The organism is Sorangium sp. So ce1153, from assembly GCF_051521595.1.
Taxonomy (GTDB): domain Bacteria; phylum Myxococcota_A; class Polyangia; order Polyangiales; family Polyangiaceae; genus Sorangium.
Window position 1 is genome coordinate 5,331,401 of sequence record NZ_CP150361.1, and the last position, 13,602, is coordinate 5,345,002.

Sequence of the window (13,602 nt, forward strand, 5' to 3'; positions counted from 1 at the left end):
GGCCCCATGACCCTGCGACGTGGCATGCAGATCGGGGCGTTCTTTTGGCCGACCAACATCGAGTTGCGCCACGACACACTGCCGGCAACCACCATCCGGAACGTCCCCAAGGACCACTCCTGAATGGAGTTGCCTGGGAGGCGGTGTGCTGGAGAAAGGTCGTCATTTCTGCTCGTTCGGTGCACGATCGAGGTGCGCGCCAGGGTGGTTCTTCGCTCGCGGAGTCGGCGGGGCTCTCACCGAAATCATGGTGTTTGCAATGCGGCTGGATGAGCAAATGCCGTGGATGGCGCCGAACGACGGTGCTGGCGAGCTCATCAATCATAGACTCCAGAAGGATGCAGACCGAGTTGGGGCTAGGCAGCGTGACGTTCGCGACCTCCAGGGGCTGCCTCTCGGCGCTCTGCCCCGAGAGCTGAGCATCCGAGCCCTGAAGACTCCGACGGCGTCTCCCACCGCCCGCCCGCAAGCTCCGCGAGTTGGTCGAGATCGTCGTGGCTGCCGGTCGACGACGGCGACCAGGGAGGAGAAGGGTAGTCGTTCGGGTTGCCGAGGATGTACTCCGCCATCCTCGGCACCCGTGCCTTGTTCAGCGCCCGCTGAGCCCGAAGTTCGGGCGGTACCTTCGCGTCGACGGACGCAAGAGCCGGGGCATCGCGCGCGGCTTGACCAGCATGACGTAGTGCTCGTGCCTGGCCTGGACGCCGCGGATGGCGGGCAGCACCCAGTCGTCGGACGGCTCATCATTCGTGGAAAGCCCGGCCGGCTGCGGCGCCTCGGCAGCGCCGGCCACGGGCAGTACGCGTCTCGCGACACCGGTCGTCTTCTTCGACGGCTTCTTCATCGCATGCCTCTTGCTGTCGTCTTTGTCGGGCCAGCTGGCGGGCCCGAGCTTCCTCGAGCCCACCAGGAGCGCGGATCAGTGGAGCGCCAGCCGCTGATGGCGGCGCTCGATGGACTCACGCCACGACCCGACGAACCCGCGGCCCTTGCAGAGGACGTGGGCCAGGATCACGAACATGCTTACGCGCGGGTTGAACCAGAGGACGCGCCCGTCGTCGTCCCCCTGCCAGATGCTCCCGGCGTGCTCGCGGGCGCACATCACGGCGTTGTCGAACGTGTCGAACTCGATGACCCGGGCTCCCTCGATCATCGCGATCTCCGCGGGCGTGCAGGACGCGCTCGCTCCGCCGCAGCGCCCTCGAGCGAGTCGAGGTCGACCGACGCCAAGGTGATGTACCAGTGCGCCCGGCAGCCTTGGCGGAGCCGACCGGTGTCGTAGGCCCGGAGCGGGCGCATGTTCTTCCGGTGCTTCCGCACCTGCTCTTTCTTGATGCACGAGACCGGCCCGGTGCACCGGAGCGCCTCGGACGTGTTCGTGCGGTCGGAGAGCTGCTGCACCCGCGCCGCCAACGCGGCGAGCTCGTTCGCGCGGTCTCTTGGCATCACCGCGCACCTCCCGAGCCCCGCTCGTCGGTTCGGTTGGCCGGGGTGTTCGCCCTGAGCCAGTTTACCCGCGAGCCGCAGCCGGCGATGCCCCGCAGGGGCTCCTCCGGCCGTGGCAGGTTGTGCCAGTGCGCTCCGTGCGCGAGCGCGCCGGCGTACAACGTACCGGCGAGAACCACGAGCTGGGGCGGCAGCTCGAACGACGGCAGGATCTGGCCAACCGTGCGCACGCCCCAGTCCTCGCGCTCGCGCTTGTTGTACAGGCGCAGGCTCCGGTCGTACGGGCGGAGCACCGCCTTCGGTGCGACCGCGCCGTAGAACGCTGACACGATGAGCACCGCGTCGCAGGTCCTCTCGGCGTAGTCGTACGCGGCCCGGAAGAGCGCCGACGTGTACAGCTCGCGCGCCGGCGCCGGGTGCTTCTGCTTCGAGGCCGAGCAGCCCACGAGCGCGACCCGCGGGGCGCCCGGCTTCTTCTCCGTGAACATGGACCTCTCCCATCGCGCCGCGGAGCGACGCGTGTGGAAGCGCGCCCGAGGGAAGCTCCCCAGGCGCGCCACGTTGATGCTTCAGAAGAGCGCCGGCTCCGCTCCGCGCCGAGGGAGAGCCTCGACGGTGAGCAGATGCGGAGCGGCGACTTCTTCTTCGGCTACGCTGACGACCCGGGCGGTGCTGTAGCCCTCCGCCTCCTTGCGGCGGACGATGACGCGTTCGCCCGCTTCCGTGATGAGGTGCACCGCGCCGCCCGGTGCCGTCTCGATGCGGATGACGCGCAGTACCTTCACCGCAACCTCCTCGACGAAGAGCGCCGGCCTCGTTGCTTCTGCTCGTGCAGGCGCCGGCCGACCATCTTCGCGACCGCCTCGGCGCCCGCGTTGTCGATGGCCTGGATGAGCACGTCCTTCTCTGCTCCGGTGACGGAGATGCCGAGGAACAGCACCCCGGCCATCCGTCGAGCCTCTCGGATGAGCTTCACCATGGCGACGTCACCGCGCACGTGCGCCAGGTTGACGAAGACCGCCCCATCCGATCCCACGGCGAACGGCGCCTGTGCGACTTTCCGGTTCACGACGACAGTCCCGTGGGCGTGATCCGGGACTTCTGCGAAACGGCTTGTGCGAGCGACAGGAAGAAGTCCACGACCTCGTGGAGCAAGGGGGAGGGTAGCGGGCCGATCTCCTCGAACGGGTCTGGGATGTCGAGCACGCGCCCGTCTGGGCAGCCGAGCATCAGGGTGTCGATCCAGTGATCCGTCTCGGCGAGCGGCACCACCCAGTAGCCGACGAGGCCGAGGTCAGCGAGCAGGTCCTGGTAGGACTTCATCATCGCGATCGCGAACTGGTGGTAGTAGCGCCACTGCGGGTCCGCGGCCGTGCATGCCCGAAGGAGCCTCCGGGTGAGACGACGGCGGACGCGATCCAGGACTGGTGGGGTTACGGTCTTCTTCTTCGCGAGTCTCAGCATTCAATCCTCCAACGAAGAGGACGGCGCGCAGGAGTGCCTACGCGCCGCTCTCGTGTTCTTGTTGCTCAACAAGGAAAGCGAGCTGCGCTGCTGTCGCGGTCCGGTTCCCTCCGGACGCCGACGTGCTCGGCGATCAGCCCGGGGGCGTGGCCGCGGTTTCCCGAGGCGGGAGCAGCACTGCATGCACGGCCTCGGCGACGTGCCGGGCGTGAACGCCGTCGCTGCCGTCGAGGTCCGCGATCGTGCGCGCGACCCGGAGCACGCGGCTGTAGGCCGCCGCGGAGAAGCCCAGCCGCGCGGTGGCCTCGGCGAGATCACGAGCCCCGGCCGCGTCCGGCGTCGCGAACTGATCGAGCTCCCGGGGGGAGAGCTGGGCGTTGGTCCGGGCTGTCGCGCCTGCTCGTGCTCGCTCGTCCTGCGCAGCGCGAGCCGCGATGACGCGCTTCTGCACCTCGCACGAGGGCTCGACCTTCGAGCTGCTCTGGAGCGCGGCAACGTCGACCGGTGGAAGTGCCACCTGGACATCGAAGCGGTCGAACAGCAGATCGCTCAGCCTCGCCCGGTAGACGCGCAGGCGCTCCGGGGAGCAGACGCAGCGCCGCATGCGATCCCCCGCGAAACCGCAGAGGCACGGGTTCATGGCGGCGACGACGAGCGTCTGCGCCGGGAAGGTCGTGTGCGTGCGCCCCCGGACGAGGGTGACGCGGCCCTCATCCAGGGGCTGCCGTAGGATCTCCAGCACGCTGCTCCGGAACTCGAGCAGCTCATCGAGGAGGAGCACGCCGTGGTGCGCCAGCGAGACCTCGCCGGGGCGCACCGGCTCACCGCCGCCGACGAGGCCAGCCCCGCTCACCGTGTGGTGGGGCGCGCGGAACGGACGTGTGCCCACGAACCCAACGTCCGGCATGAGGAGCCCGGCAACGGAGTAGACCGAGGTGACCTCGGCCGCCTCCTCGAGCGAGAGCGGCGGCAAGATCCCCGGCATGCGCCGCGCGAGCGTCGTCTTCCCGGCCCCGGGCGGCCCCATGAGCAGGAGGTGATGTCCGCCCGCCGCGGCGATCTCCATCGCCCGCCGCGCGGCATGCATCCCACGGAGGTCGGCCAGGTCCGGCGCCGCCGCCGGGGGCACGACAGGGAACGGCGGAGGCTCCCCCGCGCTCTCCAGCGGGACGCCCTCGCGGAAGTAGCGCGCGAGCTCGACCAGTTGGTCCGCCACGAGCACCCGGCTCCCGGGCACGCTCGCGGCCTCCCGGGCATTCGCCTTGGGGACGATGGCCCGGGTGATGCCGTGGGCGATGGCCCCGCGCAGGCTCGGGAGCACGCCGCGCACGGGCCGGATCGCGCCGCCGAGCGAGAGCTCACCGAGGAGCACCATGTTCTCCAACGACGCGGTGGCGATCCGCTCCAGCACGGCGAGAATCGTGAGCGCCATCGGCACGTCGAAGGTGCCGCTGCTCGCGACCTCCTCCGGCCCAACACGGACGGAGACCCCGTGCTGGTGGTGATCCACGTTGAGCTGCTGCAGCGCGGCGCACACCCGGATGCGGGTCTCCCTCTGGCGCGCCTCGCTGAGGCCGATGATCTCGAAGGAGGCCGGCGCGTGCGTGATCGTCGTCTCGATGCGGACGAGATGCGCGTCGAGCCCGGTCAGTGACACTGAAAACGCGCCAGCACGCAGCGCGTTCTTGGACTGCTTCATGTCATGACTCTGGAAAAGCGAAGGCGGCGCACGGAAGTCCCGCACGCCGCCTTCAGTTGTTTCTCTGGTTGTGGTTTACGCGTGAAGACTGGGCGTGCGTCGGAACGCCCTTGAGGCGACCTCTGCAAGGGCGACGACGACGGATGTCGCTACGACGACGGCCAGATTGCCTCCGAGATGGCCGCCACAAGCAGGCCGGCGACTGCCGTGGCGGTGCCCTTCTTCGTCGCCTCCGCGGTGAGCACGCGGATGATGTAGGGGACAGCGGGGTCGGGGCTCTGAGGGGTGAAAGTGGACACGTTGGGCATGACGACTCCTGGGCGCTCGAGCGGGCGCAGTGAAACAAGGACCGGGTGGATGAAAGACAGAGCGCGGGCGCGTGGGGCAGCCCGCGAGGCGATTGAGCTCAGCCCATGCAGGCGAGGATCACCTGCGCGAGCATCGTCAGAACGGCCGCCGCGATGCGCAGCGCCTTGATGAAAAACTTGGTGTTGTTCATGGGTGCAGTGCCTCTGTGGAGGGGCTCTCCTTCATGGCTCTTATTCCTATATTTCGCGGCTCATTGCTCACCGCGATGAAAGACGCGGCGATCGCGTCCTGCTCATAACCAGAATGTGAGGTGGCCCAGATTGGGCTATCAGAGCAGGGGGCCGGCCATAGTTCCTTCTGGTTCCCGAAGCACACCGCAACAAGGGGTTAAAGGAGAACGGCGGAAGTCACCTCCGGGTCCTCCTACGCCCTACGCCTGGGATCACGCAGCCGACTGCAGCGTGGCAGCGTGGACGTGCTCCACGTAGCGTGCGGTACGAGTGTCTGTGCTTACAGGTTGGGCATCCCGCCGAGCGCACCGGAGAGCCACAGTCGCGAGAGAGTCATCCCCCTCTTCGTGCACCTGGCGAGCGCGTCGCTGTACCCGACCCGGCCCACCTCCGTCTCCCCGCTCTTGTTACGATTCACGATGAAGAGGCGCACGCGGTCGTCCCCGAGATCGAGCGCGTCGAGCACCTCCGGCCGCTGCGTGACTATGAGCGCCTGCGGCCGTCCGGGCTCGTCCAGCAAGATACGTTGCACCCGTTCTGCAACCCGGAGCGCCAGACGCGGGCTCAGCGCGTGGTCAGCGTTCTCGAGGGCCAAGACGGACGGGCCTTCGGGGAGCAGTAGCAGCATGATCGTGTACAGGATGAGGCGCGTGCCGTCGTCCGCGGCGCCGGTAGAGGTCCATCGCGCATCGCGGCGCAGATGACGATCAGCGAAGCTGACGCCCTCGTCCGACACATCTTCGGCCCACTCCGCGAACCTGCGCACCTCGTCGACGATCCGTCGCCAGACGACACGCTCCCGTTGCAGCTCGGGGGCGCACTCGAACAGCACGCCTTTCATCGACTCAGGGGAGGATCCGTGCGGACTGTAGATGGCGAACAGATCCAGGGCACGGAGCAGCCTGCTGAGCGGCCCCTCACCACGCGTCGCGCACACCAACGGAGCGATCCCGCGATCGTGCTCCGGCCTGATCGTGACCAGATCCCCGGTCTTTCGCCCCAGCACCAGGCGCCCCGCGTTGTGCTCTCGGGCGGCAAGTTCCTCACCGTTCTCCATCAGTCGCTCTCGGGCGAAGTTCCACGACCACGACCACGTCTTGGGTTCCTGGAGCCTGGCTTCGTAGAACGCGCCCTCAGCCCACGCCTCGATGATCATTTTGGTCCGCTGGCGCTCTGACGTCCTGAGGAGGGTGCGTTGCTGGGTCCGCGTCACCCGCACCCCGCGTGCGTTCAAGACGTCCGGCTCCACCTGGCCTTGCGCAGCCGCGCCGAGCAGCGCGATTCCCTCGAGCAGGTTGGTCTTCCCGGCGCCGTTCGGCCCGATGAACACGTTGAACTTCCCGAGCTCCAACGTGACGTCCACGATCGTCTTGAAGCCGCGGATTCGGACTTTCTGGAGCATGATTTCTCCTCGGTTGCTGATGGGAAAGCGCGGCCTGCGCCGCGCGACGGGATCGGCGGCCGTCGCTGGGAACTCCAGCGAGGTGCAGTCCACCCGGCAGGAGCCCTCTCGCGCCGGGCGATGATCGCGGGCGGGACCTCGGGGGCTGGGAGACAGCCCGCCGCCGAGCGCCGCGGGCTGTCCACTTCCTCTCGAGCGTCGCGCCTGAGGGCTCAGCCTCCCGCGGCTTCCACCCGCTGGCGCGCCTGGGGCTCGTGCCCGACCGCCTCGACGCCGGCGCGCACAGCCGCGGCCAGCGTCCCGTTCGCGAGCAGCGCCTCGCGAGCTCGATCGCGCCCGTGGCCTATGTGCTCGCCGCGGAAGGCCAGGTGCGCGCCGTTCTTCTGGATCACCCCGGTCGTGAGGCCGTGATCGACGAGGTCGCCGGCGGCGTCGATCCCCTTGCCCCAGCGGATGTCGAACTCCGCCTCCTTGAAGGGCGGCGCCAGCTTGTTCTTGACGATCTTCGCCCGTGTGCGGGCTCCGACCGTGTCCTCGCCCGCCTTCACGGTCCCGATCCGGCGCACGTCGAGGCGCACGCTCGCGTAGAACTTGAGCGCGTTGCCGCCCGTGGTCGTCTCGGGGCTGCCGAAGACGACGCCGATCTTGTGGCGGAGCTGGTTGATGAAGATCAGGGTGGTCTCGGTGCGGTGCGCGATGCCCGTGAGCTTGCGGAGGGCCTGGCTCATCAGCCGCGCCTGCAGCCCGAGGTGCTGGTCGCCCATGTCCCCCTCGATCTCAGCCCTCGGCGTGAGCGCGGCGACGGAGTCGATGACGATGATGTCGACGGCCGAGGAGCGGGTCAGCATCTCCGCGATCTCGAGCGCCTGCTCGCCGTTGTCCGGCTGGGAGACGAGGAGCCGGTCGGTGTCGACGCCGATCGACCGCGCGTACGCGACGTCGAAGGCGTGCTCGGCGTCGATGAACGCCGCGACGCCACCCGTCCGCTGGGCCTCGCGCATGGCGTGCAGCGTGAGGGTGGTCTTGCCGGACGACTCCGGGCCGTAGATCTCGACGACGCGGCCGCGGGGGTACCCGCCGACGCCGAGGGCGGCGTCGAGCGCGAGCGAGCCGGTGCGGATGACCCGGACTTCGGGGATGCTGTCACCACTTCCGAGGGCCATGAGGGCTCCCTTTCCGAATTGCTTCTCGATGGCGCCGACCACGGATTGGACGGCGCGGGCCTTGCTGACGTGAGCGTTCATGGGGAAGGTCCTTTGCTGAAGAGGGGGTGCCGAGACAGGAGAGCGCCGCGCAGCAGGCAATGCCTGCGCAAGCGAGCGCCTTGCGTGAGCGGTCGTCAGGGGAGACCGCGCTCAGCAGCGTCGAGCAGGTTGTAGATGGTCTCCGTCGCCTTCTCGATGCGGCGGCGCGCCTCGTGCCTGGAGAGAACGCGCTCCTGGACGGGGCGCGTGGCGTCTTCGGCCGCGTTGAGGCCCTGGTCCACCTGCTCCCGAAGCGCGGTGAGCCACCTGCGCGTGTAGCTGGGATCGTCGAGTCGAATGGCGTCGTTCGGTGGCGGTCGTTCGGTACGGCCGTCCCACGTGTCGTCGTCCGCCGGGTACTGGCGAGTCTCTGTCATGGTGGTTCGCCTCCAGGTTGACCTGAGCGAGATGAGAACGGCGCACAGTATTCCTGTGCGCCGAGGCGGAATCTGACGTTGCAGATGGTTGAGAGCTGGGGGTTCTCCGATCCTTCTGGGTCTCGGCATGGGAGTCGAGGCTCAGAAGGAGGGCGCCCTGTGTATCGAGATGGCGGGGCGGAGGAAGCTACTCGCCCTTCTCCAGCTGGGCGTGCACGGCGATCTCGCGCAGCACCTCGCCGGGCGTGCGCCCCTCGTTGTGCGCGATGGCCTCAATGACCTTATCCAGCGGCTGCGAGCAGAGACGCGCGCCCACGACCACACGGGGCTGGATGTGGATCGGCGGGGTCTGCGGGTGCGGCCACCTGGGCGGCAACCAGGCGTAGGGGATGTCCCTGGGCCAGTTGCGCTCTACCGAGAGAGCCGACTGGTAGCCCTTCGACTCCAGGTAGGTCTCAATGTCGTGTGGAGATACGCACCGTGTGACTGGCTTGCCGGGGAACGTGACACTCATGCGGTGCTTGGGATCTCGGAGGTTCATCGGCTCCCCTTTCGCCTGTGCATGCGAGCGAGCAGCTTGCGAGCCCGGCGGAGCCGGCTGGCGGCGGTTCCGAGGTGCAAGTGCAGCACGCTCGCGATCTCGGCGCCTCCGTGGCCCAGAGCCGCCAGGGCGATCACTTCTCGCGCCCAGAACGGCATCTGCCAGAGCGCGAGGAGCGCCTCCATCTCGGCGCGCGCCTGGAGTTGCGCCTCGAGATTCAGGCCCACGACCTGGTGCAGAAGGCCGAGCGGCTCCTGGTGCAGGACCTCGTGACGCACGTACGCGCTGCCGAGGTAGTGGGTCGCCTGCCGCCACGCGACACCGCGGAGCCACCGGCGGAGCACCTGCCGAGCGTTCGCGGCTGGGTCGGGCCGATACCGACCCGCCTCGATGGCCTTCCACGCGCCCAGGACGACAGCCTGCGCGACGTCGGCGCTGTCACGCGCGGGGACGCCGCAGGAGATGAGCGTGGCCACGATGAAGGTCCGCTCCGCCATGACCGCAGCGATGCTCGGTCGGGCCGGGGGATGTGGCGCGGCGGGCGGGCGGTGGGCCCCTTTCCGCCCGCGGCTCACCTACCCCTCTCGGAGGTGCGGTGGCGGTCAGCCGCTCCGGGCGCGCTCAACCGGCTGCATCCCGTGGTGCCGGTCGCCTGGGCCGCGCGGCTGGCCATGGCTGGCGACGAGCGGTGCGGGTCGGCAGCAGTGTGCCGGCAGTTTCGCGCACGGACGCCCATAGGTCCGGCGGGCGAGGAGCGGTAGCCGTACAGCCCCAGCAGGTTGCGGGGTGCGGCGGGCAGCCGGATCGCTTCGGTGTCGGTCAGGGAAGGCGGACGGGAACGAGGGCACCGGCGCGATGGCGCACGGCCCCCTTGGCCCGCGGACAGCGGGCGGATTACAATCAGCATGTCGCAACCTCGGTCCTTGAGGTTTCGGCCACGCAGCCCGGGCGATTGGCGTCGCCGCGGGCTGCACTACTTCAAGCGGAGATGAGCACGCTGCTACCTCACAGGGAGACTGCAGCCCGCAAGAACCGCACGAGCAGCAAGAGTGCAGCTCCGGGACCAGCCCGAAGCTGCGTAGTCTCAGTCCTCCTCAGGTAGCATGATGGTGATCACGGGCTCGGCATTGTCACCGGGACCGCAGACCGCCTTGAGCTCCACAAGCGACGGCTTGGTGGAGTCGGTGACCACGTACAACGAGAAGATGATCTCGTTTGCTTCCGGTGCGCGCTGGGCCGCCGCGCGGAACATCCAGAGAACATCCCAGAGTCTGCCGCGCTCGTCGTTGCGGGCCCGCAGCGCAGCCGGCGTCAGCATCACGTAGCGGTCCCAGACGGAGTGCGTCACGGCGACGGGAAGCTTGATCCCCATCTCCCGGGCCGTTGACGTCACATCCATCAGGGTGCCGTCCGCGATGGCCTGGGCGCGCGTGTACGCCTCGATGACCTCGAACTCGAGCTCGTCGTTGTCCGGCATCTTGTTTTCCTCCGGTTGGGATTACGTGGCGCCGGCCAGGAGAGAGACGCTCTCGCCTTTCGCGAGCTCTGCGCCGCCGAGGCGCATGTAGTGCGCGGCCTTGGCCCGGAGCGGTGAGGTTTCGGCCACCTCGCACTCGATGGCCACCGTCCAGAGCCGCACCCCGAGCGCCAGCCCCTCGCGGAGGGCCGCTTCCTGAGCCGCCTGGTCCCCGTCCACGCCATCAGTGACGAGGATGATGTCGGCGCCCTGGTGGCCCCGCTGGGCGAGCTGTCGGACCTGCTGCACGGCCATGCCGAGCGCGAGGCCGATGGCCGTCCCCCCGCCGAGGAAGTGACGCACCATCCGCAGTACCGCCTCCGTGTCGCCGGGCTTGATGGCCTGGACCACGGTGGAGGTCGAGTAGTGGACCACGGCGACCGGCCGCTTCTCGTCGAACGCGACCCGGCAGAGCGCGACCGTCGCGGCTTTCGCCCACTCGTTCCGGGCAGCATGCATGCTCCCGGACTCGTCGAGTGCGATCACGAGCGGCCCCTTCGACTTCTTCGCCTCTCCTCGGACGGCGTACTGCGCTGCCCGGCGGGAGGCGATCCGCTCCAGGACGACCGTCTCCAGGACGGGATCCATGAGCAGGACCTGCTCGGCCGGCAACAGACGGGACACGTCGTTGCCCTGCTCGACCGAGTAGACTTCCGCGGGCACACCGTGGACCCGGCTGGCTCGGGCCCCTCGCAGTGCCGCGTACATGCGGCCAGCGAGGCGTGCGATGCGCTCGATCTGGTGGAGGTCCCCGTGGGCGAGCTCGACATCGCGCGCGTGGGTCCACGCCGCGCTGACGTCCCAGCCAAACCCCCCGGCCAGGTGCTCGGTGCGCCGGGCCTGCGCATCGAAAGCTGCCCACCTCTCCCGGGCGACGCCGCGCAGTTCGAAGGGCGACGCCCTGGGGGGCAGGGCAGGGAGGCAGGCCCACAGCCGCTCGAAGGCATACGCCGCCGCCACGTCGTCGGACGCGAGCAGCGCGGCGTGCTCCACCGGTGCGGTGTCCTGCACCGCCTCGGCGAAGGAACCCGCGAGCGGCTCGCTTCCGGCCCCGACGATCGCGTTCCAGAGGTCCCCGGCGAGCGCGGCATCCTGGTCCGCTGCGACCGCCACGGCGCGGTGTGCGCGCCGAGCCTGGAGGAAGGTCCCCATCGCGACCTCCTACAGGGCGTAGCGCTTCGCCAGGTCGGCCTTGAGCGCGTCGTGGACCTTCTTCAGCTCGTCGAGCTTCGGCTGGATACGCGCCTGCGCCCGACGGGACACGCCCTCCTTGAGCTGCTCCTGCACTCGCTTGGCCGCATCGGTGACGTCGGCAGCGAGCTTGGGGAGCGCCTCCAGGTAGGCCGCCGCCTCCGTGGGCCGGTGGGCGTAGGCGCGCAGGGCTTCGTCCACGACCGTGATCGCCTTTGCCACCGCGCTCCTGTCCACCGTGTCCAGCACGGCGACGACGCGAGCGCGATCGTCGGGCTTCTGCCAGAGCCCGTACCGGAGCACGGCGAGGTGATCCAGCTCGACCTCGGCGCAGTCGTCGAGCCAGGCGGCGGCGCGGAGCACGCGGGTGAGCGCGATCCAGCGCCGGTCGGAGACGACGATCCCGTTGGCCTTGAGCTCGTTCCGGATGCGGAGGAGCTCCTGCACTATGCGCTCGGGCAGCGCCACCCGGCCGACGTCCGTCCGAGCCGCGTCCCACTCGGCGAGCTTGATCTGGGCCGACGCCGTGTAGGTGGGCGGCGTCGCGACGAGCTGCATCCAGGTGGCGTCCGCCTGCACGTACTCGACCAAGTCCCGCAGCAAAAAGCGGTCGTACACCGCCGCCAGGTTCTCCTCCTCGGGCAGCTCGTTCGACGCGCCGACGAGCATCCGCAGCGGGATGGGCCGGCCTTTGTAGAGCCGCTCGTTCATCGCTGACAGGAAGGCGTTGAGCACCGAGTCGGACCCCTTGAACACCTCGTCGAGGAAGGCGCACTCGACCCCGGCGAGCCGGCCGTCGAGGTTGCGCTCCCAGAGGTCGTTCTTCAGGGCGCTGAGCTTCACCGGGCCGAAGTACTCGTCCTCGGTCCCGAACTTGGTCACCAGCGTCTGGAACTTCCGCGCGTCCGGAAAGCACGACAGGAACCCGAAGAACAAGGCGCTCTTCGCCGTGCCCGGAGGGCCCACCAGCAGCGCGTGATTGCCCGAGAGAGCAGCGAGCAGGATGCACTCGACCGCATTCTCGCGCTCTCGGAAAGCGGCAAGCAAACTGTCGCGCGCGGTCCGGAACCTGTGCCGCACAGACGTCATATCCACCGAGTTGTTGGTTGTCGACTTCATCATCACCTCGTGTATCTGCGCAGCGGGTATGCTGCGCCGGTGCCTCGCCGCGGCGTCACCCACGGCGAGGCGACCCCTTTGGTGAACTCGGCCTTCTCAGTCGTTGACCACGGGGATGGTGAACGACACGCCATCTCCGCCGTCGAGCTGGAGCTGGAAGCTGTGCTGGAGCTCTTTGACCCGCGCAGTGATCCGGTCGGCGACACCGGCCAGCACGCCGCGGTAGAGCTCGGCCTTGGCCGTGAGCTCCTTGCAGAGCTCGACCCGCCGCGCGAGGGCGTTCTGGCGCATGCCCTCGGACGCCGCTTTGTCGAGGTCGGCGATGAGCTCCGCGACGTCCGCCTCCAGCGCGCCCTGCGCCGCCGCCCTGGCGACGGCGACGTTGTCGGGCGCGTCGTGCATCTCAATCCGGATCGGCTTCACCCCGAGCTGCTCGATGCCCGGCCGGAGCCGGAGCCAGGCACCGCATGTCGACGGCGGCAGCAGGTAGAACCCACCTCGATCCCGTAGCGGCACGCCGGAGAGCGCCTTGGCCGTCGCGACCATGGCGAAGGAGATGTCCCGCGTCTCGGCGTGCGTGACGAGGTGGTTTCCGTGGGCGGCCATGGCCTCGGCGTGCGCGAGCGCCTCAGTAATGGGCGACGCGCCGTCGGGCGGCAGGCCCACGATGGTGCCCGTGTGCCGGTCGACCCGGCAGCGCGCACCGCAGACGTACTCATCACCGGCCTCGCCCTCGCGGGTTTTCTGCACGTAGATGCCCACCGCGGCGCTCGTGTCGCCCTTGGGCCGCGCGAAGGGCCGGACGAGGATGCCGGAGGGGCGCTTCACCTCGGCCGCGGCGCGCGAGAGCGCTGTGGCCGGATCCATGTCCGGGATGAGGTGGCCGAGCCCCTCGGTCGCGAAGACGCGGCGCGCGGCCTCGCGCGTCACATCGATGCGGTCGGTGTTCCAGGAGATGAGATCGCCGATGTGGCGACCTCCCGCGGCAGCGAGCCGCCGCTGGGCGCGCTCGAGCGTCGCCGGTGCGCTGTTCATGGTGTCGACTCCTTGTCGTGGAGAGTGAG

General features: G+C 69.2%; 18 protein-coding genes and 1 pseudogene. All 19 read right to left on the reverse strand.

Features of this window, described 5'->3' with window-relative positions:
• Positions 1-533 precede the first annotated feature (533 nt).
• Positions 534-632, reverse strand: a pseudogene (locus WME85_RS19010) (DNA sulfur modification protein DndB); the annotation flags it as partial.
• Entirely contained in the window at positions 590-844 is a 255-nt protein-coding gene (locus WME85_RS19015) for a hypothetical protein (protein WP_437840038.1), read from the reverse strand. The gene WME85_RS19015 and the pseudogene WME85_RS19010, both read right to left, overlap by 43 nt.
• A 75-nt stretch (positions 845-919) precedes the next feature.
• The gene (locus WME85_RS19020; protein WP_437840039.1) at positions 920-1,153 is read right to left on the reverse strand and encodes a hypothetical protein; all 234 of its coding nucleotides are present in this window, start codon (positions 1,151-1,153) and stop codon (positions 920-922) included.
• Positions 1,150-1,446 (reverse strand): hypothetical protein, encoded by a 297-nt coding sequence (locus WME85_RS19025; protein ID WP_437840041.1) that lies wholly within the window; start codon positions 1,444-1,446, stop codon positions 1,150-1,152. The genes WME85_RS19020 and WME85_RS19025 overlap by 4 nt, the downstream gene beginning before the upstream one ends.
• Complete coding sequence (locus WME85_RS19030; protein ID WP_437840042.1) at positions 1,446-1,934, reverse strand: DUF6884 domain-containing protein; 489 nt, start codon at positions 1,932-1,934, stop codon at positions 1,446-1,448. The genes WME85_RS19025 and WME85_RS19030 overlap by 1 nt, the downstream gene beginning before the upstream one ends.
• 81 nt (positions 1,935-2,015) lie before the next feature.
• Positions 2,016-2,231 (reverse strand): hypothetical protein, encoded by a 216-nt coding sequence (locus tag WME85_RS19035; RefSeq protein WP_437840043.1) that lies wholly within the window; start codon positions 2,229-2,231, stop codon positions 2,016-2,018.
• Positions 2,228-2,515: a hypothetical protein gene (locus WME85_RS19040; protein WP_437840045.1), complete on the reverse strand. Its 288-nt coding sequence runs from the start codon at positions 2,513-2,515 to the stop codon at positions 2,228-2,230. Before WME85_RS19040 ends, WME85_RS19035 begins: the two co-directional genes overlap by 4 nt.
• Positions 2,512-2,910, reverse strand: a complete 399-nt coding sequence (locus WME85_RS19045; protein WP_437840046.1) for a hypothetical protein — start codon at positions 2,908-2,910, stop codon at positions 2,512-2,514. The genes WME85_RS19040 and WME85_RS19045 overlap by 4 nt, the downstream gene beginning before the upstream one ends.
• Before the next feature lie 133 nt (positions 2,911-3,043).
• Entirely contained in the window at positions 3,044-4,609 is a 1,566-nt protein-coding gene (locus WME85_RS19050) for a YifB family Mg chelatase-like AAA ATPase (protein ID WP_437840047.1), read from the reverse strand.
• A gap of 149 nt (positions 4,610-4,758) precedes the next feature.
• Entirely contained in the window at positions 4,759-4,908 is a 150-nt protein-coding gene (locus tag WME85_RS19055; RefSeq protein ID WP_437840048.1) for a hypothetical protein, read from the reverse strand.
• 520 nt (positions 4,909-5,428) lie between these two features.
• A complete protein-coding gene (locus tag WME85_RS19060; RefSeq protein WP_437840049.1) occupies positions 5,429-6,550 on the reverse strand; it encodes an AAA family ATPase in 1,122 nt (373 codons plus the stop codon).
• Between the two features lie 212 nt (positions 6,551-6,762).
• Positions 6,763-7,794, reverse strand: a complete 1,032-nt coding sequence (gene recA, locus WME85_RS19065) for a recombinase RecA (RefSeq protein WP_436606758.1) — start codon at positions 7,792-7,794, stop codon at positions 6,763-6,765.
• Between the two features lie 95 nt (positions 7,795-7,889).
• Complete coding sequence (locus WME85_RS19070) at positions 7,890-8,171, reverse strand: hypothetical protein (RefSeq protein ID WP_020741401.1); 282 nt, start codon at positions 8,169-8,171, stop codon at positions 7,890-7,892.
• A 187-nt stretch (positions 8,172-8,358) separates the two neighbouring features.
• Positions 8,359-8,712 (reverse strand): hypothetical protein, encoded by a 354-nt coding sequence (locus WME85_RS19075; RefSeq protein ID WP_155798244.1) that lies wholly within the window; start codon positions 8,710-8,712, stop codon positions 8,359-8,361.
• Positions 8,709-9,209, reverse strand: a complete 501-nt coding sequence (locus WME85_RS19080; RefSeq protein WP_436606757.1) for an RNA polymerase sigma factor — start codon at positions 9,207-9,209, stop codon at positions 8,709-8,711. Before WME85_RS19080 ends, WME85_RS19075 begins: the two co-directional genes overlap by 4 nt.
• A gap of 587 nt (positions 9,210-9,796) precedes the next feature.
• Positions 9,797-10,189, reverse strand: a complete 393-nt coding sequence (locus tag WME85_RS19085) for a DUF6573 family protein (RefSeq protein ID WP_437840050.1) — start codon at positions 10,187-10,189, stop codon at positions 9,797-9,799.
• A gap of 21 nt (positions 10,190-10,210) precedes the next feature.
• Positions 10,211-11,380 (reverse strand): vWA domain-containing protein, encoded by a 1,170-nt coding sequence (locus tag WME85_RS19090; RefSeq protein ID WP_437840051.1) that lies wholly within the window; start codon positions 11,378-11,380, stop codon positions 10,211-10,213.
• A gap of 9 nt (positions 11,381-11,389) precedes the next feature.
• A complete protein-coding gene (locus tag WME85_RS19095; protein WP_437842319.1) occupies positions 11,390-12,508 on the reverse strand; it encodes an AAA family ATPase in 1,119 nt (372 codons plus the stop codon).
• A 126-nt stretch (positions 12,509-12,634) separates the two neighbouring features.
• Entirely contained in the window at positions 12,635-13,573 is a 939-nt protein-coding gene (locus WME85_RS19100) for a hypothetical protein (protein WP_437840052.1), read from the reverse strand.
• Positions 13,574-13,602 lie beyond the last annotated feature (29 nt).

Excerpts from the sequence above, each read along its gene's own strand:
- WME85_RS19015 (WP_437840038.1), bottom strand. The coding sequence starts at position 844 with ATGAAGAAGCCGTCGAAGAAGACGACCGGTGTCGCGAGACGCGTACTG.
- WME85_RS19020 (WP_437840039.1), bottom strand. The coding sequence starts at position 1,153 with ATGATCGAGGGAGCCCGGGTCATCGAGTTCGACACGTTCGACAACGCC.
- WME85_RS19025 (WP_437840041.1), bottom strand. The coding sequence starts at position 1,446 with ATGCCAAGAGACCGCGCGAACGAGCTCGCCGCGTTGGCGGCGCGGGTG.
- WME85_RS19030 (WP_437840042.1), bottom strand. The coding sequence starts at position 1,934 with ATGTTCACGGAGAAGAAGCCGGGCGCCCCGCGGGTCGCGCTCGTGGGC.
- WME85_RS19045 (WP_437840046.1), bottom strand. The coding sequence starts at position 2,910 with ATGCTGAGACTCGCGAAGAAGAAGACCGTAACCCCACCAGTCCTGGAT.
- WME85_RS19050 (WP_437840047.1), bottom strand. The coding sequence starts at position 4,609 with ATGAAGCAGTCCAAGAACGCGCTGCGTGCTGGCGCGTTTTCAGTGTCA.
- WME85_RS19060 (WP_437840049.1), bottom strand. The coding sequence starts at position 6,550 with ATGCTCCAGAAAGTCCGAATCCGCGGCTTCAAGACGATCGTGGACGTC.
- recA (WP_436606758.1), bottom strand. The coding sequence starts at position 7,794 with ATGAACGCTCACGTCAGCAAGGCCCGCGCCGTCCAATCCGTGGTCGGC.
- WME85_RS19070 (WP_020741401.1), bottom strand. The coding sequence starts at position 8,171 with ATGACAGAGACTCGCCAGTACCCGGCGGACGACGACACGTGGGACGGC.
- WME85_RS19075 (WP_155798244.1), bottom strand. The coding sequence starts at position 8,712 with ATGAACCTCCGAGATCCCAAGCACCGCATGAGTGTCACGTTCCCCGGC.
- WME85_RS19080 (WP_436606757.1), bottom strand. The coding sequence starts at position 9,209 with ATGGCGGAGCGGACCTTCATCGTGGCCACGCTCATCTCCTGCGGCGTC.
- WME85_RS19085 (WP_437840050.1), bottom strand. The coding sequence starts at position 10,189 with ATGCCGGACAACGACGAGCTCGAGTTCGAGGTCATCGAGGCGTACACG.
- WME85_RS19090 (WP_437840051.1), bottom strand. The coding sequence starts at position 11,380 with ATGGGGACCTTCCTCCAGGCTCGGCGCGCACACCGCGCCGTGGCGGTC.
- WME85_RS19095 (WP_437842319.1), bottom strand. The coding sequence starts at position 12,508 with ATGACGTCTGTGCGGCACAGGTTCCGGACCGCGCGCGACAGTTTGCTT.
- WME85_RS19100 (WP_437840052.1), bottom strand. The coding sequence starts at position 13,573 with ATGAACAGCGCACCGGCGACGCTCGAGCGCGCCCAGCGGCGGCTCGCT.